General features: G+C 67.1%; 18 protein-coding genes and 1 pseudogene. 7 read left to right on the top strand and 12 right to left on the bottom strand.

Features of this window, described 5'->3' with window-relative positions; genetic code table 11:
* Positions 1–7: 7 nt before the first annotated feature.
* From DFP85_RS02975 to DFP85_RS03020, 10 genes are read right to left on the bottom strand one after another with little or no spacing between them, the layout of a single operon-like run.
* Entirely contained in the window at positions 8–1,183 is a 1,176-nt protein-coding gene (locus DFP85_RS02975) for a phage late control D family protein (protein ID WP_133634838.1), read from the bottom strand.
* Complete coding sequence (locus tag DFP85_RS02980; RefSeq protein ID WP_133634840.1) at positions 1,183–1,551, bottom strand: hypothetical protein; 369 nt, start codon at positions 1,549–1,551, stop codon at positions 1,183–1,185. Before DFP85_RS02980 ends, DFP85_RS02975 begins: the two co-directional genes overlap by 1 nt.
* Positions 1,552–1,563: 12 nt before the next feature.
* Entirely contained in the window at positions 1,564–2,187 is a 624-nt protein-coding gene (locus tag DFP85_RS02985; RefSeq protein ID WP_106230997.1) for a hypothetical protein, read from the bottom strand.
* On the bottom strand, positions 2,187–2,405 hold the full coding sequence (locus tag DFP85_RS02990) for a hypothetical protein (protein ID WP_133634842.1): 219 nt from the start codon (positions 2,403–2,405) through the stop codon (positions 2,187–2,189). Before DFP85_RS02990 ends, DFP85_RS02985 begins: the two co-directional genes overlap by 1 nt.
* Entirely contained in the window at positions 2,402–3,775 is a 1,374-nt protein-coding gene (locus tag DFP85_RS02995; protein WP_133634844.1) for an ATP-binding protein, read from the bottom strand. The genes DFP85_RS02990 and DFP85_RS02995 overlap by 4 nt, the downstream gene beginning before the upstream one ends.
* Positions 3,776–3,782: 7 nt before the next feature.
* Positions 3,783–4,805, bottom strand: a complete 1,023-nt coding sequence (locus DFP85_RS03000) for a Pvc16 family protein (RefSeq protein WP_133634846.1) — start codon at positions 4,803–4,805, stop codon at positions 3,783–3,785.
* 4 nt (positions 4,806–4,809) lie between these two features.
* The gene (locus tag DFP85_RS03005; protein ID WP_133634848.1) at positions 4,810–5,703 is read right to left on the bottom strand and encodes a hypothetical protein; all 894 of its coding nucleotides are present in this window, start codon (positions 5,701–5,703) and stop codon (positions 4,810–4,812) included.
* Positions 5,700–6,518 carry a hypothetical protein gene (locus DFP85_RS03010; protein ID WP_133634850.1) on the bottom strand — a complete coding sequence of 273 codons (819 nt, stop codon included), beginning with the start codon at positions 6,516–6,518 and terminating at the stop codon, positions 5,700–5,702. Before DFP85_RS03010 ends, DFP85_RS03005 begins: the two co-directional genes overlap by 4 nt.
* Before the next feature lie 6 nt (positions 6,519–6,524).
* Positions 6,525–7,037 (bottom strand): phage tail protein, encoded by a 513-nt coding sequence (locus DFP85_RS03015; protein ID WP_106231002.1) that lies wholly within the window; start codon positions 7,035–7,037, stop codon positions 6,525–6,527.
* 37 nt (positions 7,038–7,074) lie between these two features.
* Entirely contained in the window at positions 7,075–9,045 is a 1,971-nt protein-coding gene (locus tag DFP85_RS03020; RefSeq protein WP_208108437.1) for a phage tail sheath C-terminal domain-containing protein, read from the bottom strand.
* A 455-nt stretch (positions 9,046–9,500) separates the two neighbouring features.
* Between DFP85_RS03020 and DFP85_RS19055 the strand changes: the two are divergent.
* Positions 9,501–9,732 (top strand): annotated as a pseudogene (locus DFP85_RS19055) (hypothetical protein); the annotation flags it as partial.
* A gap of 371 nt (positions 9,733–10,103) precedes the next feature.
* A complete protein-coding gene (locus tag DFP85_RS03025; protein WP_166644586.1) occupies positions 10,104–11,492 on the top strand; it encodes a CHAD domain-containing protein in 1,389 nt (462 codons plus the stop codon).
* 161 nt (positions 11,493–11,653) lie between these two features.
* Here DFP85_RS03025 and DFP85_RS18850 read toward each other — a convergent pair whose 3' ends face one another.
* Positions 11,654–12,700, bottom strand: a complete 1,047-nt coding sequence (locus DFP85_RS18850) for a hypothetical protein (protein ID WP_166644587.1) — start codon at positions 12,698–12,700, stop codon at positions 11,654–11,656.
* 150 nt (positions 12,701–12,850) lie between these two features.
* On the opposite strand from DFP85_RS18850, the gene DFP85_RS03035 reads away from it, so the two are divergent.
* Complete coding sequence (locus tag DFP85_RS03035) at positions 12,851–13,525, top strand: Fe2+-dependent dioxygenase (protein WP_133634856.1); 675 nt, start codon at positions 12,851–12,853, stop codon at positions 13,523–13,525.
* 13 nt (positions 13,526–13,538) lie between these two features.
* Here DFP85_RS03035 and DFP85_RS03040 read toward each other — a convergent pair whose 3' ends face one another.
* Complete coding sequence (locus DFP85_RS03040; RefSeq protein WP_133634858.1) at positions 13,539–14,501, bottom strand: GlxA family transcriptional regulator; 963 nt, start codon at positions 14,499–14,501, stop codon at positions 13,539–13,541.
* A gap of 196 nt (positions 14,502–14,697) precedes the next feature.
* Here DFP85_RS03040 and DFP85_RS03045 point away from each other — a divergent pair, with 196 nt between their 5' ends.
* The 4 genes from DFP85_RS03045 (at position 14,698) to DFP85_RS03060 (ending at position 16,800) form a co-directional block, all read left to right on the top strand.
* A complete protein-coding gene (locus tag DFP85_RS03045) occupies positions 14,698–14,946 on the top strand; it encodes a hypothetical protein (RefSeq protein WP_133634860.1) in 249 nt (82 codons plus the stop codon).
* Between the two features lie 157 nt (positions 14,947–15,103).
* Positions 15,104–15,307 (top strand): DUF2188 domain-containing protein, encoded by a 204-nt coding sequence (locus DFP85_RS03050; protein ID WP_133634862.1) that lies wholly within the window; start codon positions 15,104–15,106, stop codon positions 15,305–15,307.
* 126 nt (positions 15,308–15,433) lie between these two features.
* Positions 15,434–16,279, top strand: a complete 846-nt coding sequence (nfo, locus tag DFP85_RS03055) for a deoxyribonuclease IV (RefSeq protein WP_133634863.1) — start codon at positions 15,434–15,436, stop codon at positions 16,277–16,279.
* Between the two features lie 32 nt (positions 16,280–16,311).
* Positions 16,312–16,800: a GNAT family N-acetyltransferase gene (locus tag DFP85_RS03060; protein ID WP_208108438.1), complete on the top strand. Its 489-nt coding sequence runs from the start codon at positions 16,312–16,314 to the stop codon at positions 16,798–16,800.
* Positions 16,801–16,850 lie beyond the last annotated feature (50 nt).

Below are 16,850 nucleotides of genomic sequence, written 5' to 3' on the forward strand. Positions count from 1 at the left end.
ACTCTCCTCAGAACAGGCCACCCAGGGCCGAGGCCGCACCGCTCAGCGGGCTGGTTGGCACGGCGCTTTCGCCGGTGGCGTTGCGCATCACGTCGAAAGTCTGGGTATAGCCTTCGGTGTTGAAGGCATGGGAAACCATGTCGACGTAATAGAGGCCGCCGTATCGCGCCCCCGGCCCGTCAATGGTCACCAGCGCGCCGGGCAGAAGGACATGGCCATAGAGCGAGCCGTCCAACTCGCCCGCGCCGCGCAGCTTGAAGGCATGCTCGTTGACCAGCGCCTGGGCGCGGGCGGTGCGTTCCTCGACCGTCTCGTCGCCCTCCGCCCCCACCCGCCAGACCGACGGCGCGCCCAGACCGTCGCCCTCCGCCCCGGCGGGCGTCGTGCCCAGGACCGGCTCGTCCGGGACCAGCGTGGTGACCTCGGGCGTCGCGCCTTCCTCCCGCGGGGCCTGGTCGGCGCGGACCTGGTCGGGACTGTCCCCGGCATCACCCAGGTTGAAGGTCCGGCAATTGGTGTCCCGGCCGGCATAGACCATGATCGGCGCCTGGGGCGTGCCATCCAGCCGCCTGGGGCCAAAATAGACCTGGCCTTCGCGGAAGATCAGTTCATAGCCATTCGCCCGCGCGCGTTCGCGCAGGAACTGGATCGGGGTTCCCTCCTGCGACAGCGGGCGACTTGACTGCCCCTGCCCCGACATCGGATCGACAGCCAGATCGACGCCAGAGGCCAGCTCGCGCAGGATCTCGAGGTCAGGCATGGGCGTCTCCTCGCCCCAGACCCGGCGCATCTGTTCGCGTGACAGGATCGCGCTCTCGTCCTGGACCTCCAATGTCAGCTTGGCCTCCGCGGCGTTACCGGGATATTCGGGGCTCAGCCGCAGGATGTAGCCGGTCAGGATCACGTCCTGGCGCGTACCGAAATCGGCACTGATTCGGATCGGCGCCCAGCGGGTAAATAGCCCGCTATCGGCCGCCACCCATTTGCCGTCACTGCCGCGGCGGTCCTCGATGACGATGGTGCCTGTCCCGGCCTCTTCGCGGCTCATCTGCAGATCGACCGTCGCCACGAGAGGTGCGATGGCGCCGATGTTCTGATAGCCCGCCCCCGCCTCGATCAGGCAGGAGGCCGGGCTGCGGAAGCCCGGGTCCAGAAGCCCGCCGATGGCAGAGAGCGACACCATCAGCCCGCGTCCCCGCGCCTGGGCACGATGATGATGTGGCCGATACGTTCGCGGCCGTTTTCATCCATCGTGCCACGATCGGTCATGTCGCCGTCCTCGTCATAGACCCGCGGGCGCGTGTTCCACAAGAGGTCCTCGGGAAACAGGATGTCGGGGTTCGCCTCCACCAGCCAGCGCCAGTCCCGGCTTTCCGAGTAATACTCATGCGCCACGCTATCGAGCCGCTCCTTCAGCGACACGGTATGTTCCAGGACCGGGTCGGGATGTCGTATGCGTCGGGCACGCAGGCCGCGGAAGATCTCCGCACCGGTTTCCGACCGCTCGAATAGCGGGGTGAGCTCGTAGTCCGATCCCTTGAAGAAAGCCATTCCCCACCTCCCTCAGAACCCGGTCGCGGCGTTCAGGGCAGTCATCGCGGTCTGACGTACCTTGTCGGCCATGGTGAAGGGATTGTTACTCTCGATGACCTGCATCGTCAGGCCCATCTCCGCGCGGTAGGGCATCAGGTTCGGCAGGTGCAGCGCCTCCTTCTGGGTCACGCCGGTCAGGAAGACGGGCAGCAGTTGCAAGCCCCAGGCGAAGATCAGGACCGAGGCCGTTTCCTGCCGCTCGAAGGCACGCGCGCCGCCGATCCCGAGGCTGGACAGGGTCTGCAGGCCCCCGGGCCCCTGCGATTTCGGCTCCACCATCGAGCGTAGTGTGTCGATCTGCGGCTGCACCCCGAACATCGCGGCCACTTCGTCGCCCGCGTCCATCCTGTCGGTAGCGTCGAGCAGGATATCGACGGAAAACCCCTCGGCGGCCAGTTCAACGCCCTGCGCAACGCGTGTGGTCTCCAGCGGCGAAAGGAAGTCGTAGCCGGTGCGGTTGCCGGGTGCGTCGCCGGTCTTGATCGTCACCGTGCGCGAACGCGAGATCGACTGCGGGTTGAAGTCGAAGACCAGCGCCAGTGGAGGGATCGACAGCCCGTATTCGAACAGCACGCCCTTGGTCGCCACAGCCATCAGCCTCTCCCCTTCGTGCTGGTGGCGACGCTCCGCCCGACGGCGGCGGCGAGCCCGTAGCCCGAGGTGCCGCGACCCTCGACCGTGACCGACAGACGGCAAGGCGCGTCGTCACCCAGTCGCGCCGCCGCCTCGTGCGCGATGCGCCGTGCCTCGTGTTCCGCCAAGTGGCGCAGTCGCGGCGGCAGGGTGACGGTCATGCGGCGGATGCGGGTCATGCGTCCTCCTCCAGGTGTGCGGCCAGCGCGCCGATCTCGCTGCGGCGGATCTGACGGTTCTCCTTGCCCAATTCCGCCCAGACGGCGCGGGCGAGGTGACAGGGGGCGATGGGCGCGTCCTGTTCGGCGGCCAGGATGGCGGCATAGTGCGCCGCGTTCAGGATCGCGCCGCCCGACAGCCGCGTGGCCCCCGCCAGCATCTCCACGTCCAGCGTCGCGCAGCGCGGCGCCCCCGGCGGCAGCAGCGTGGACCACAGCGCCGCACGCGCGTCCGCGTCCGGCGACGGGAAGTCGATCACCATCTGGAAGCGGCGCAGGAAGGCCGGATCGATATTGGCGCGCAGGTTGGTCGTCAGGATGACCGGCCCCGCATGCCGCTCGAAGCGCGACAGCAGGTGGCTGACCTCCAGGTTGGCGTACCGGTCGCGGGCATCGCTAACCTCGCCGCGCTTGCCCAGCAGCCCGTCGGCCTCGTCGATCTGCAGGATCGCGCACTTGCCGTCCAGCGCGTCGAGCAGGCGGTTCAGGTTCTCCTCCGTCTCGCCCACATATTTCGACATGATCCGGCCCAGGTCGAGCGTATAGAGCGCCCAAGGGGTGCCTGTCGCCTCGGCAAGTTCCCCGGCGATGACCACGGCGGCGAAGCTCTTGCCCGTCCCCGACGCGCCGGAAAACAGCGCCAGCGGCCCGCCTACCGCACGTCCTCCCCAGCCGGCGATCTGGTCGCGTCGCTTCAGCCAGGCGGTGAAGTCGCGCAAGGAGCGCATCGTCTTCTCGGGAAGGACAAGATCCGGCCATCGCCCCCTGCGGGTTTCCAGATTGGCCCCCGGCGGCGCGGTGACCTCGCCCGAGCGCGTCAGCACGGCACGCTGAGCGACCGGCGTCGGCTGGATCATCTGATAGGGGCCCTCGCCGGTGACCCGCACCAGCCCGGCGGCGACGAGCGGCGCGGTCGCGTCCAGCCGGTTGTAGAGCACGCCGATCTCGGCCCCGTCATCGAGCATCAGCAGTTCCTGCGCCAGGGCGAGGCTCGGCCAGGGCGCGTTCACCTGCGGCTGCAGCGATTGCAGGCGGGGGCCGTAAGCCGGTCGCGCCACCGGGGCCAGCGCCAGCGCCAGAAGATCGAGGTCGAACTGCAGGAAGCTGCGCAGCAGGCCGGGGTCGACCAGCGAGGCGAGACCGGCCCAGACGCCTCGCCCGCGGTTCTCCGCCACGGCCGTGCCGGCCTCGGCGAACCCCTTCGGGAACGCCTCGCCGATCTCGGCCCCGCTGCGCACCGCCTCCGCCAGCGTCAGCATCATGCCGATCCGGGCCCATTCCATGTCGAGGCCGCGAAGGTCGAATTCCGTGCTTTCCTGCTGACAGGTCATCGCCACCTCACGTCACGGTCAGGGTCAGGGCGTTACCGAAGGGACTATCCGGCACGGGTGCCCCGCTGGCCGCCGGCTGTGCCCGTACCGTCCCGGTGACCGCATCAGTCGGAACCGCCAGCGTCAGCACCGCCTGTGCGTCCGGGTTGTCGAGAAGGGGAGCGCCGACGGGAATGATCTGCACTGCCTGCGGGCTCTCGCTGTCGTCACCCAGCCGCCAGATCACCTGCAGTGCCGCCTCGCCCGCAGCCGGTCCCGCCACGGCCACAGTCGCCTCGGTCGCCGTGCCGGGCACCGAGATCTCGTTGATCAGCGTGCCCCCCACGACGAACATCTGCACCGGCGTCCAGTTCACCGGCGGCGGCGTCACGCCATCGCCCACTGGGGCGCCGCGGCTATCGGGCCCCAGATCCTGGAAATCCGCCCGCGCCCTCGCCAAGTTCGGCAGGGTGTCGATGATCAGCGTCTCGGGCGGCGCGGCCTCGACCCGGGGCTCCAGCGGCTCGATCGGGATCAGGGCGAACTCGTAGACAGCCGACAGCCGATAGGCCAGCTCGCCTCCCTGCGTCGTCCAGATATGGTTGATCTCCTCCATCGGCGGGGCCAGCATGATCCCCTCGAGCCGATACGCCTTGCGGTCGGGCGGCTCGGTGATCGCCGCGCCGGGTAACGGCTCCTCGGTGGCGATCGGCAGGACGGGATGGCTTTGCAGGGCCCGGATGGCATGGCCGAGGATCCGCATGTCGGCATCGTCGGCGGCGTTGTCGATATCCGCCGGGAATGGCGTCAGCAGCGTGTTGATGCGAATGAACTGAGTCTGGTCGGCACCGAGATCGGCGTGGAAGCCCGAGGGCGCCACCCGATAGGCGAAGATGTTCAGAACATGGGCCGTCACCCCTGCCCCGCGCGCGATCTCCGAGGCGCGCTGCGGATGCGCCACCGTGATCGTCACCTCCTCCCCGAAATGGCTGTCGAGAAAATCGGCGATGCCCTGCACCGCGACCGAGAGGGACGAGACTGGAACCGGCATCGGGTCAGAGCCTCCTGAGGTAACGCGCGCGGATGGCGCGGCTACGGTCGGCGTTACGCCCCCCGCCGGGCGCGGCGGCGGGTTCGTGGATCAGCACGTCGAGCTGGTCGATATGGACCTCGGGGCGTTTGAAGGGGTCGCCGTGTGGTGGTTCGATCGGCGGCGTTCCCGGCATCGCGACGGGATCGAAGGTCGGTGGCGGCGCCGGCGGCGTCCCGTCCGCCACCGCACCCTCACGGCGCAGCGCGGTGAGGGTGGAAGGCTCCTCCTCGTCGCGCATCTCCTCGGGGAAGGGCGCAGTCTCCGGGTCGAGCCCCAGCCGCGATCCGGCACGGCGGAGCATCTGAACGGGCCCCTCCTCCTCTTCCTCCGTCTGGCGGCGCAGGGCCTGCATCTCCTCCTCCTCTTCCTGCGGCTGCCGGCGCAGGGCCTGCATCTCCTCCTCTTCTTCCGGCTGCCGGCGCAGGGCCTGCATCTCCTCCTCTTCCTCCGGCTGGCGGCGCAGGGCCTGCATCTCCTCCTCTTCCTCCGGCTGCCGGCGCAGGGCCTGCATCTCCTCCTCTTCTTCCGGCTGCCGGCGCAGGGCCTGCATCTCCTCCTCTTCTTCCGGCTGCCGACGCAGGGCCTGCATCTCCTCCTCTTCTTCCGGCTGCCGGCGCAGGGCCTGCATCTCCTCCTCTTCTTCCGGCTGCCGACGCAGGGCCTGCATCTCCTCCTCTTCTTCCGGCTGCCGACGCAGGGCCTGCATCTCCTCCTCTTCCGCCGGCTGGCGGCGAACCGCCCGCAATTCATCGTCCTGTTCGGTCTCCGCGGCCGACGCACGTCGAACGATGCCCTTGGGCGAGATGCCGGTGCGGGCCGGCATGGACCGGGCGGCGAGACGGGCCAGGAAGCTCATGAGGCCCGCCTCACTCGTGACGGCAGCCGGCCTCGTTCGGCGCGGATCAGCTCGGCATAGGCGCGGCGTCGGGCAACCGGAAGATCAAGGATCTCGGGTTCAGTCCAGCGATAGGCGGACGCGATCAAGTGAACCTCGCGCAGGGGCGTCTCGACACCCGGAAACGCGAAGGTCAACGGATCGATCCGGGCCTTACTGGCCGACCCGCAATAGGGACAAACCGCGTCGACGCTGTCCGCGACATCGGGCGAGACCGCCTCCAGTGCCGCGTCGATCCGTGCAAGGTCGTGAAGGTCGAACCGGATCGCCTCGGCCTCTGCCGCCTCCGAAAGCCCACAGAGCGCAGCAAAGACCCGGCGAGGATCTTCGACGTCGCGCATGCCCGCAAGCGCCTCCTCATGGCCGCCATTCGGAGCCTCGAAACGGCGCCGCCCGAGACTCGTGGAAACCTCCGCGACGGGGAAACCCGGTCCCGCATCGACGTGCGGGATGTCGGTCAGGGAAAGGCGCAGGTCGAAACGCGCTCCGCAGGCATCGCACGGTGCTTCATACCAATCCCACTGGCCACGGAACCTCAGGGCCGCGCGCTGGAGCAGCCATTCCCGCCCCGCCGCTGAGACCCGCCGCGCCGTTCCGCGATCCGCGGAGACTTCCCCGAACCCGGCACAGAGCGCCGCCAGGATCGTCGTCACCCGCGCCGGTCGCGAGCCTGCGCTGCCCGCCGCCTCGGCCACAGCAAGTTCGGCATGCCCGTCCAGCGCGCGATAGCGCGCTGGCGGATATGCCCTGGCCAGGGTTTCGGGGGCCCGGTCCATGACAGATCAGGTCTCAGATGGCTCGGTCACGGCCTCGTCCCGGACGAAACCTTCATGCTGCAGCGTGATGGTCTGGATACCCACGGTGTTCATGTTGTTGGCATCGAACTCGGGCAGCGCCTGGAACTCGGACACCCAGGCGCGACGCAGCTGGTAGCTGATCGCCGGTACGCCCTGCAGGTTCAGCACGTTGATCACCACGTCGCGGCGGTAGTTCACGAGGCTCATCCCCGCGTCCCCGTCGCGAACGTTGTTCACGGCATTGGCCCACTCCTCGAAGATGGGATCGTGGGTCAGGCCCTGTTCCAACGCGACTGCCTCGAAGCTCGACCCTCCCGGCATCACTCTCTGGTAGGAGGGATCTCCTGCGGAGCGCCACTTGACGGCCTCGGTGGTACGTTTCAGCGCGCCCATCTTGGTCAGACCGGCGACGGTCTGGCCGTTGATGACGATCTGGAACTTGAAGGTGCGATACGGATCGTAGCGATGCGCGTTCGCGGGGAAGGTTGGGGCAGGCATCGGGACCTCCTGCTATCTGGTTGCGGCGGGTCAGGCCTCAGCGAGTCTGACCAACGATCTGCTTGATCTGGACGACAACAAACTCGGCGGGCTTCAGAGGTGCGAAGCCCACCACCACACGCACGACGCCCGCGTCGATATCGGCCTGTGTCATCGTCGATCCCAGCCCGCACTTCACGTAGTAGGCGTCAGAGGCTTTCTCGCCCTGGAAGGCGCCCGCACGATGCAGCGTATCCATGAACGCACCGACATTGGCTCTCAGGCTCGACCAGAGCTTGTGGTCGTTGGGTTCGAAGACCACTGCCTGCAGCGCACCATAGAGGCTCTCGCCGATCATGTTCTGCGTGCGACGGACAGGGACGTAGCGGTATTCGGGCTTGGTCTTGGTCGCTCGCGTACGGGCTCCCCAGACCACCGTCGGCCCGATGATCGCCCGGAAGCAATTGACCCCGAACTCGTTGAGGTTGTCCTGCAGGTCTGCACCGATATCGATGGTCGGGCCCACGGCGCTGCGTAGCGTCGCCTCGAGCCCCGCTGGGGCCTTCCACACGCCCCGGCGGGCATCGGTCCGCGCCCAGACACCGGCGGCGAAGGGCCCCGGCGGAATGCGGAATGTCTTGGGCAGGTTGGCCGCGGTATCGGGGTCGTAATAGGGGTTCGCCACCTCCATCCACGGGTAGTAGAGCACCGAGTAGGGCGACGTCGGCGCGCCCAGATCCTTGACGTCGGTGGGGCTCTGCAGGCGCGCGGCCCCCACCGGGTCGGGGGGATCGATCAGGACCATGCGGTTCTGCATGAACTCCGCATGGGTGATGGCGGCCTCGAGAGCACCGTTGTCGCCGCCGGCGGTCCAGACCTTGCCGGGCAGCATGAGGATGGAGATGTCGCGGTAGTCGCGCAGATGGATCAGCGCGTTGGTGTAATCGGCATTGGCCGGCCCGCCATGATCGACTCCGCCCGCGAAACTGATGTCCAGCGGCGTCGCAGGGTGGCCGGCCCAGGGCGACGGGTACGGCACCGCCGATCCGGTATCGAAGGCCAGCGACGCCTCCGCCGAGCCGCCCGACACCGTGACGGTATTCACGGTCCCGGCGGTCGCGCTCTGCCCGGGCAGAAGCAGAATCGTGTTGTCGCGCGTCACGGCGGCGACGAAATTGGCACGGGCACTCACAGTCGCGGTGCCGCGAGCCTGCGTCTGGATGACGGCGGCGAGATCGGCCAGCGTCGCCGCGCCGCCCGGGAAGGTCACGACGACCGGCTGGCCGCTCACCGTATCGCCGGTAAAGCTCAGCTCGATCGTGTCGCCGTTGGAGATCGTCGTGGGGTCGAGCCCCGACAGTTCGCCGCTCTCGAACCCCTCGATGGCGCCTCCACCGGCAGAGGCCACGGTTTCATGCCTTGCGGAGACCAGCATGCTGGCCTGGTCGATGGTCGCGGCGAGGAACTGCCCGCTGGCCGGGTCCAGCGTCATGTCGGTATGCGTTTCCAGCACCGGGTCGAGTTTGCCCTGCCCGTCCGGCACGCCAATCTCGACATCATAGGTCGCCAGAAGCGGGTTGGTATCCTCCACTGCGCGCCTGATCCTGAGCGCCATGGAATCGGCCCAGACACCCTCGGAACGGGCGGTGAAATAGAACCCCATCCCCGCATTGACCGGGTCGGTGAAGGCGGCGCTGGAGGCCTCGCCATTGCCGTCACCGACCGGCACGATATAGGCCCTGGTCCCGCCATTGGCGAAGAAGGACTGTACCGCGAAACCGAAACTGTCCGGGGTGCTGCCCATGTTGCGCAAGCCTCCCGCCGCACCGTCCAACTCGCCGAAATGACTGGCGAACTGCGCCTGGCTGGTGATGAAGACCGGCTTGCCGTCTTCCTTGTCGTCGGTCACCAGGGCCCCGCGATTCACTCGACCGATGAAGGCCGCAACGGAGGTCGAGGCCGCCTCGATGGCCAGCAGGCCTGATGGCACATGTTCGATATAGACGCCCGGATGCATGTAGTTGGACATGCCGGTTTCTCCTCGGCTTTTGCTGGCCGGGACCCCCGCTCGCGAATCGGCAGGACCGAGGTTTCTGCACCCAGTTTGGGCGCAGTCGCTCAGCCGGGGATCATGGCCGGATGCGCCACGACTCGCGCGCAGGTTGCACAGCGCTCTGCCGGGCCTCCCGGCGCGTCACCATTCCGTTACCCGTCGATCCAGCGCACCGAACAGGAAACCATCGACAGAGGTGAAATCGGACATCGGCCCACCTCCAGCAACAGACAATACGTTGCGCAGAAGGTCGGTAACGCTGCCCGTGACGAACCGTTTCAGAAGTGTAGGTGGTTTAACCGCCGCCGCCATTCATACAAGTCTCTTACCTGGTGTCATGTCCCGCAAACTAAGCAGTAGAGTTACCCCTCCTCAGTCACCGGGCTGAGGTATAAAAGCAGATACCGAGCAGTTTCTCTCGTAACATCAAGATGTTCTTGCCAGAACACGATTCAAGAGGACTAGTGCCATGGGTGAAAACCTATCACGGATAAATCCGCGTTGAGTTTGATGGCCAGTGCACCCTCGGATCGCGTCCGCCACGGCGTGGCCAGCCAACTCCATACCGGGGTGTTGCAACGAGCCAAGGACTGGATCGATCTCGGCGACACCAACATGCTTCGCCGCGATTCACCCTGGCAACTTGGTTGCAAGGGTCGCAGGTTGGAATCCTGTCGCTCCAAACAGAAACATGATGAGAAAAAGTCATGTACAGGTCATGCGGGTGGGTTTTTTCGATTCCTGTCATCAAGCTGACCCCTGGAGATCATCTGACTGACATCTCCCGACGCTAGCCTCCGATCGAGGTACCCGGCCGGGAGAGACACGACATGTCCGAGCACAGGAGACGGCCACTCGGCCGCGATGAAATCGAGTTTCTGGTGCAGTTGGCCAACGGAAACGCCCTGGCCCGCCAACGGCGCCGTGACAGGGAAGCCCGCCGTCCACGACCGCGTCATCAGCAGGACGAATAGCACCAGCGCCGCCACCCTGACCTAGGCTGTGCCATGAAGGCCATCGTCGGGGAGGCACCAATGAAAGAGCTCTACCTGCTGCGTCACGCCAAGGCATCGCGCGCCAGCGGCAGCATGGCGGACTGTCACCGGCCCCTCAGCCGACGCGGACGACGCCAGGCGGCGGCCATGGCCGGGCCCCTGCAGCGCCTCGGCGCTCTGGATGGCGAGATCCATGTCAGCACATCGACCCGCACCCGCCAGACCCTGCTGGGCATCGCTGAGCAGTTGCCTGCGTTATCCCCCGACAGTTGCGCCCGATACACAGAGGCGCTTCACACCTTCGACTGGAAGGCGCTTCGGACATGGTTGATGGCCCTACCACCCGATTGCGACAGGGTCATGCTGATCGGCCACAACCCGGCCCTGACCAAGCTCGCCCGTTGGCTGTGCAGGCAGGCGGCCGCCGAGCTGCCCACCGGGGGGCTGCTCAGCCTCACCCTGCCCGTGGAGAGCTGGCAGGACCTCCGCAAGCACCGGGGCGAACGGGTCTCCCGGCTGACGCCAGGCGAGGCAAGCCATGCGCTGTTCAGGAAGCAGGCCCCCCGGGCACCCGACCTCGACCGAGCACGTCCCGACAAGCGCATCATCGGCCTGCTGACCCATCAATACCGCATGGTGAGGGCCCTGGAGCCCGGCGTGATCGCCGGCATCGACCCGGAATTCCTGCACCAGTATCGCGTCAACCTGCGGCGCAGCCGTGCCATCGCAGAGTCGGTGAGGGCCATCACCCGGGTGCCCGGCCTCGGCAAGCTCCTCAAGCGCCTGAAGCATCGCGCACGGGCCACCAGCGACCTGCGGGACCTGGATGTGTTTCTCGAGACCCTGGACCGGCAGCCCGCTTCGCTATCGGAGCAGGCCCGCAAGAGGCTGCAGGACTGGCTGGCGCATCAGCGCCGGGAGCATCACGCGGCCCTCTGCCACGCCATGGCACAGCCGGGCTATGCCCGCGACATGGCGAGATGGCGGCAGTTCCTTTCGGACAAGCGGTTTCACCAGGCGCTCGGGGCGGTAACGCCGGAACAGGTCGAGGCGGTGCTGGCCGAGCGGACCCTGCAGCATGACGCTGACCTGGCGGCCCTTGCCGACGACTCCCCCGACACGTCGCTCCATGAACTGCGCAAGACCGTCAAGCGCATTCGCTACCTGGCGGAGCTGGATCCACGGCGACACCGCGACCTCCTCGCCGGCCTGAAGCGGCGCCAGACGCTGCTCGGTGAGTTTCAGGATCTCTGCACCCAGCAGGCCTGGGTCCGGGCATGCATCGCGTCGATGCCCGATACACCCCCTCCAGAAGGCGTTAAGAAAGAGTGCCTCGACTGGCTCGACTGCCTCGAGGTGCGCAAGGCCGAGCTCCACCGGGCCGTCATGGCGCTCGACCCGCTGCAAGAAGCCCCTCCATTACCATGAGGCAGCCTGCCCGGCGATCGGCGGATATCACCCGCCAATCAACGCCAGGAGCGAGCCCGGCTGTCGCCGAGACAGGCATAAAGAGGCCCGCCCGGAAAGCCTCCGCGGCGGGCCTGTCACCTGGGAAGCCCCTGCTGGCGTCGCCCAGCGGTGCCGATGGCTCAGTAACGCCCGAGCAGCGATTCCAGCTTGAAGGTACTGGAGGAGAGCTCGCCGTGGCTCATTACCGGAGCCTGGGGCGCCTCGGCTGAGGGCCAGGCCGCCATCGCGTCATCATAGGCCGCCTTCAGTTCCTCGAGGGTTGTCTCGTCGCTGGCCCTGAAGAGCTCAGCCTGCTGTTCGAGCAGCGCCCTGGCGGTCAGCATGAAGCCGCGTCCATCCTGATACTCCGGGACGTTGACGAACTGGCCGTTGTCCACGGCCTCCTCGTACTCGTGCTTCGCCTGGCGCAGCAGGACCAGCTGGACACGACTCTGGAACGCGACATCGTCACGCAGCTCGGCGTCGACATCCTGCATGGCGACATCGATGGCCTGGAGGGCTGCCTGATAGGCGTCGGCATGCTCACGCCAATCCCCGCCCTCTCTAGCCTGATCGACCAGAGCCCGGAGCCTGTCCTCGAACGACCTAACGCCGCGGGTCTCGAAGGCCGACTCCAGCGGCTCGTAGTGCTCCTCGAGGGGGTGGCCGAAATGCGGCTGGGAGGCGGTCTGCGCCCCTTCCTGATAGAGCTCGCGGGCGATGGCCAGGTGCCCCTTCATCATGGCCAGGTTGGTGTAGTAGATACCGGGGTTGCTGGCGTCGATGCCGTGCCCCGCTTCACCGCCTTCACCACCTTCACCACCTTCACCACCTTCACCACTTTCACCACCTTCGCCGCCAGCGGAGGCATTCAGGTAGGCAAACACTGAGAAGGGGTCCGCCGCGGCGCGGCCTTCTCCACCCTCACCGCCTTCGCCACCTTCCTGGTGACCGGCTTCACCGCCTTCGCCACCTTTCTGGTGGCCGCCTTCACCGCCCTCGCCACCTTCCTGATGGCCGGCTTCACCGCCTTCGCCACCCTGTTCGGCATGGGCGAGCATCAGGCTATCAGGCCCTTGGGTGAGGTCGTCCGAGACCAGGGGATCGGCCCAACTGGCCGCGCTGGAGCCCAGCAGAACAGAGGCGCCGACGCCGACCCAAAGCTTGGTGCGGGTGCTGTTAGACATGCAAACTTCCTTATTGAACGCGATTGACAATAGCCTCGGCCGTGCTGGCCTGAGGATCGACGACCCATTATTGTCGTGTGCAGAAGGTTAATGCAAATGGTTCACAGGTGCTTATAATTGGCAATCTCCTTCTCAACTGGAGCGCCTATTGTGATTCTCTGCATCGATCAGGTCATCCCGGCGAAGCTGCTGTCACGGGTTCAGTCGGCCCTGGCCGACGCCGCCTATCGGGATGGGCGGGAAACTGCCGGTTGGCATGCCCGCACCGTCAAGCAGAACGAGCAGGCCGATGGCCGCCAACCCGAGGTGATCGCCCTGCGTGAGGAGCTGGCATCGGCGCTACAGCGCCACCCACTGTTCCAGATGGCCGCTCGCCCCCGACACATGAAACCGCTGATGTTCAGCCGCTATAAGGAAGGCATGAGCTACGGCAATCATGTCGACGATGCGATCATGGCCACGCCCCAGGGCGCCATGCGCACCGACCTCTCCTTCACCCTCTTCCTGAACGACCCGGCCAGCTACGAGGGCGGGGAGCTGCTGATCGACTCGACCGCAGGGGAGCAGACCTACAAGTTGCCCGCCGGCGCCCTGATCCTCTATCCCTCATCGACCCTGCACCGTGTCGAGCCTGTCACCCAGGGCGAACGGCTGGCCGCAGTAGGCTGGGCACAGAGCCAGGTGCGAGAACCACAGCAGCGGGAGATCCTCTTCGATCTGGATACCACGCGTCGCCAGGAATTCGAGGCCAACGGCAAGACCCACACCTTTGACATGCTGTCGAAGAGCCTCGCCAACCTGCTACGCATGTGGGCGGAAGTGTAGGTCACAGCCAGGTTCAAGCCCGCCGCGCCTCCCGCGGCGATTGGCCATAGCGGGCCTTGAAGGCCCGGGCGAAGGTGGAGCCTGACGTGAAGCCGCAGGCCAGCCCCACCGAGAGGACATCGCCGTCCGTCTCGGCAAGCAGGTGCCGGGCTCGCTCCAGTCGCAGGTTCAGGTACCACGCCCGGGGGGACGTGCCGAGATGCTGTTCGAAGAGGCGCTGCAGCTGGCGCAGGGAGACCCCGCTGCGGCTGGCCACCGCCTCCAGCGAGAGGGGCACCTGCTGGTGGCGCTCCATCAGGGAGACGGCCTCCACCAGGCGGCGGTTATGGATCCCCAGGCGCCTGGCCAGCGACATGCGCTGCTGGTCACTGCGGGTGCGGATCCGCTCGTGGATCAGCTGCTCCGAGACATCGACCGCCAGACGCGAGCCGTGACGACGGGCGATCACCTCCAGGGCCATGTCCATCGCCGCCGTGCCCCCGGCACAGGAGAAACGTCGCCGCCCCAGTTCGAAGAGCTCGTCGGAGGTCTCGATACCCGGAAACCGCTCCTGGAAGGCCGGCAGGCTTTCCCAGTGCAGGGTGACGCGCTCGCCCTCCAGCAGGCCCGCCTCCGCCAGCAGGAAGCCGCCGGTGTCGAGCCCGCCAAGCACGCAGCCGCCCTGGTCCAGGCGATGCAGCCAGGCCATCAGGGGACGGCTCAGGCTGTCCTCGGGACCGAAGCCGCTGCAGACTGCCAGGGAGGGCAGCTGGTGCACCTCCCCGATGGCACGGTCGGCAAGCAGCGTCATGCCGTTGGAGGCCGTGACCGGCTCGCCGTCCTCGCTGATCAGCGTCCACTCGAACAGCGCACGCCCCGTGATCCGGTTGGCGATCCTCAGCGGCTCCACTGCTGAGAAGAACGCCATCATCGAGAAGCGCGGCAGCAGCAGGAACCCCACGGCTTCGGGCAGCAGGCCCTGATAGTCCAGGCGCAAGGCGCATCTCCTCCATCCCGCGGCCGACCGGTTCGCCCCCGGCATCGGGCCGGCGCGCGACGGCCGCATCCAGGTTCATCGCCGTGAGGATACCCGCTGTCATCGGGCGGATCACCACCCTCGGCACGGTGCAATGGAATACGCCCGCCGGCCGCGGCTAGAATGAATACCAGGCTTGTCCATCCGAGGTGTCCCCGTGTCCAGAAACGAGAGAACCATCCTGGCCTTCGACCCGGCCGGCAACGAGTACTTCATCGACATGTTCGTCAGCGTCCGGGATCTCAGCGACCTGCAGCACGCCGGCGCGACCCGCAGCGGCCTCCCTAGCTTCCGGACCCGGGAGGGCCACTCGGTGACTCACCTCGGCGGGGGCGAATTCGCCGTGATGGTGCCCGGCGAGGAGGAGGCGATCACCGTCAGGACGGAGGATCCCGAGTTCGTGTAGCCGCGCCCATGCCCTCGAAGCTGGCAGGTGTTCCCGGCGAGATCGCCATGACATGACCGGGGTCATGCGCCGCGCCGAAACCGCCTCGCCGCCCGACGCGAACGCTATAATTCAGCAGGCGCCATCCCGCCACGTCCACCGTACAGGAGGGACGACGATGAATCGGTCGACGCACCATGTAGTGCCGAATGCCAAGGGGGGCTGGAGCGTACAGCGGAGCGGTTCCGAGCGAGCTTCCCGGCACTTTGCCACCAAGAAGGCAGCCGAGGCCTACGGCCGGAAGGTCAGCTTCAACCAGAAGACCACCCTCGTGATCCATCGCGAGGACGGCACACCCCCGCCCTCCAGCGACCAGGGCTAGCCCCGCCCCCCGACGACACGGGCACGGGACAGGCGTCCTCGTCGCCTCAACCATCACATGCTCTCGCCTCGCTGGTGTAGACTTCCCTGCACCATGAATCACTGATCTACCCGGCGGGAGACGGCCATGAAATACCTCGGTGCCCACGTCAGCGCGGCAGGCGGTGTCGACCAGGCAGTGCAGCGTGCCGTGGAGATCGGTGCCGACGCCTTCGCACTGTTCACCAAGAACCAGCGCCAGTGGCAGGCCAAGCCGCTCTCCGACGCGGTCATCGAGGCCTTCCGCTCTGCCTGTCAGGAACACGGCTTCGGTCCCGGACAGATTCTTCCCCACGACAGCTACCTGATCAACCTGGGCCACCCCGAGGCGGAGGGTCTCGCCAAGTCCCGTGCCGCCTTCCTCGACGAGTTCCAGCGCTGCGAGCAGTTGGGCATCGACCGCCTCAACTTCCATCCCGGCAGCCACCTGAAGAAGATCAGCGAATCGGAGTGCCTCTCGCGCATCGCCGAGTCGATCAACGAGGCGCTCGCCGAGACCCGCGGCGTCACAGCCGTGATCGAGAACACCGCGGGCCAGGGGAGCAACCTGGGCTGGCGCTTCGAGCACCTCGCCGAGATCATCGAACAGGTGGAGGACACGTCACGCGTCGGGGTGTGCCTCGACACCTGCCACGCCTTCGCGGCCGGCTACGACCTGCGCACCCCCGAGGCCACCACCGCCACCCTGGACGAGTTCGACCGGGTAGTGGGCGTCAGCTACCTGCGCGGCATGCACCTCAACGACGCCAAGAGCGAACTCGGCAGCCGGGTGGACCGCCACCACAGCCTGGGCCAGGGCAACATCGGGCTCAACGCCTTCACCACCCTGATGCGCGACCCGCGACTCGACGGGATCCCCCTGATCCTGGAGACCATCGACCCGACGATCTGGGCCGACGAGATCGCCTGGCTGCGTGCGCAGCAGGCCGCCTGACCCAGATTTCCCTTTCGGCAAGGAGCCACCGCATGATCCGCATCCGCCCCTACCAGCCCGACGACTGGCCAGCCCTGTGGGCCATTCTCGTACCGGTCTTCCGTGCCGGCGAGACCTATGCGGTACCCCGCGACATCAGCGAGCAGGACGCCCATCGGATGTGGATCGAGCTGCCCCGCGCCGTGCGCGTGGCCGTCGATGATGAGGGACAGGTCACCGGCACCTACACCCTCAAGGCCAACCAGCCCGGTCCCGGCGACCATGTCTGCAACTGCGGCTACCTGGTCGCCGACCACGCCCGCGGCCAGGGCATCGCCGGCGAGATGTGCGCGCACTCCCTGGCCCTGGCCCGGGAACTGGGCTTTCTCGCCATGCAGTACAACCTGGTGGTCGCCAGCAACGCGGTGGCCATCCGGCTGTGGCAGGAGCACGGCTTCGCGATCGTCGGCACCCTCCCCCGGGCCTTCCGTCACCCGGCGCTCGGCCTGACGGACGCCCATGTGATGTACCGGCTGCTGTGAGGCGCGCGGGCACGGTTTGACCGCCGGCACCGGCCTCGGGCATGCTCACC

Origin of the sequence: Halomonas ventosae, assembly GCF_004363555.1 — a bacterium.
Classification (GTDB): Bacteria; Pseudomonadota; Gammaproteobacteria; order Pseudomonadales; family Halomonadaceae; genus Halomonas; species Halomonas ventosae.

Coding starts and splice junctions, on each gene's coding strand:
- DFP85_RS02975 (WP_133634838.1), bottom strand. CDS start 1,183: ATGGTGTCGCTCTCTGCCATCGGCGGGCTTCTGGACCCGGGCTTCCGC.
- DFP85_RS02980 (WP_133634840.1), bottom strand. CDS start 1,551: ATGGCTTTCTTCAAGGGATCGGACTACGAGCTCACCCCGCTATTCGAG.
- DFP85_RS02985 (WP_106230997.1), bottom strand. CDS start 2,187: ATGGCTGTGGCGACCAAGGGCGTGCTGTTCGAATACGGGCTGTCGATC.
- DFP85_RS02990 (WP_133634842.1), bottom strand. CDS start 2,405: ATGACCCGCATCCGCCGCATGACCGTCACCCTGCCGCCGCGACTGCGC.
- DFP85_RS02995 (WP_133634844.1), bottom strand. CDS start 3,775: ATGACCTGTCAGCAGGAAAGCACGGAATTCGACCTTCGCGGCCTCGAC.
- DFP85_RS03000 (WP_133634846.1), bottom strand. CDS start 4,805: ATGCCGGTTCCAGTCTCGTCCCTCTCGGTCGCGGTGCAGGGCATCGCC.
- DFP85_RS03005 (WP_133634848.1), bottom strand. CDS start 5,703: ATGAGCTTCCTGGCCCGTCTCGCCGCCCGGTCCATGCCGGCCCGCACC.
- DFP85_RS03010 (WP_133634850.1), bottom strand. CDS start 6,518: ATGGACCGGGCCCCCGAAACCCTGGCCAGGGCATATCCGCCAGCGCGC.
- DFP85_RS03015 (WP_106231002.1), bottom strand. CDS start 7,037: ATGCCTGCCCCAACCTTCCCCGCGAACGCGCATCGCTACGATCCGTAT.
- DFP85_RS03020 (WP_208108437.1), bottom strand. CDS start 9,045: ATGTCCAACTACATGCATCCGGGCGTCTATATCGAACATGTGCCATCA.
- DFP85_RS03025 (WP_166644586.1), top strand. CDS start 10,104: ATGAAAGAGCTCTACCTGCTGCGTCACGCCAAGGCATCGCGCGCCAGC.
- DFP85_RS18850 (WP_166644587.1), bottom strand. CDS start 12,700: ATGTCTAACAGCACCCGCACCAAGCTTTGGGTCGGCGTCGGCGCCTCT.
- DFP85_RS03050 (WP_133634862.1), top strand. CDS start 15,104: ATGAATCGGTCGACGCACCATGTAGTGCCGAATGCCAAGGGGGGCTGG.
- nfo (WP_133634863.1), top strand. CDS start 15,434: ATGAAATACCTCGGTGCCCACGTCAGCGCGGCAGGCGGTGTCGACCAG.
- DFP85_RS03060 (WP_208108438.1), top strand. CDS start 16,312: ATGATCCGCATCCGCCCCTACCAGCCCGACGACTGGCCAGCCCTGTGG.